Genomic DNA, 713 nt, shown 5'->3' with positions numbered 1-713 from the left:
ACGACAGACCAGGGAGAAAGTAATGAAGCGCACTCTCGCTCTCGGCGGGGCCGTGGCCGGCATGCTGGCCACCGCCGCCATCGCGGCGCCGGCTCACGCCGACTCGGTCCCGGCAGTCAACCTGGCCAACACCAACTTCGCGGCCAAGCAGGTCGTGCAGTACTGGGCCGGCGAGGACAAGGCCAACCTGGTCAACGCCACGCCGTACCCGGTGGAGACCAAGCTCGACGCCCGTGGCGTCAAGTCCAGCTCGCCGGTCTCGGCGAGCGACAAGCCCGGCACGGTCGGGTCGAGTGGCGACACCAAGGCCGCCACCGCCAAGACGAAGAACATCAACCTGCCCCGGACCCTGGGCAAGGTGTTCTTCACCGACTCCGAGGGCAACAACCACTGGTGCACCGCCACCTCGGTTCAGGGGCAGTACAAGAACCTGGTGGCGACCGCTGGTCACTGCGTCTACGACACCGTCAAGAACAAGGAGACGCTGGACAACTGGGTCTTCATCCCCGGTTACTACCAGGGCAAGACCCCGTGGGGCATCTACGTGGGTAAGACCGCGTACACCCACAGCGACTTCACTGTGTACGAGGACGGCGACCGCGACTACGCGTTCGTGACCGTGTACAACGGTGTCCAGGTCGAGGGCAAGACCGTGGACAAGGTCCGCAACTGGGTCGACAAGCGCTCCTTCAACACCAGGGCCGAGGCCGAGA

Annotated in this window: 1 protein-coding gene; it reads left to right on the top strand. The window is 65.1% G+C overall.

Features of this window, described 5'->3' with window-relative positions; all coding sequences use genetic code 11:
• Nucleotides 1-22: 22 nt before the first annotated feature.
• A partial coding sequence (locus ACFHYQ_RS29335; protein ID WP_394304390.1) for a trypsin-like serine peptidase occupies nucleotides 23-713 on the top strand: 691 nt, incomplete at its 3' end.

Origin of the sequence: Sphaerimonospora cavernae, assembly GCF_042435035.1 — a bacterium.
Classification (GTDB): Bacteria; Actinomycetota; Actinomycetes; order Streptosporangiales; family Streptosporangiaceae; genus Sphaerimonospora; species Sphaerimonospora cavernae.
Note: the sequence above shows the minus strand (reverse complement) of the source record. Positions and strands in the feature narration are given on the sequence as shown.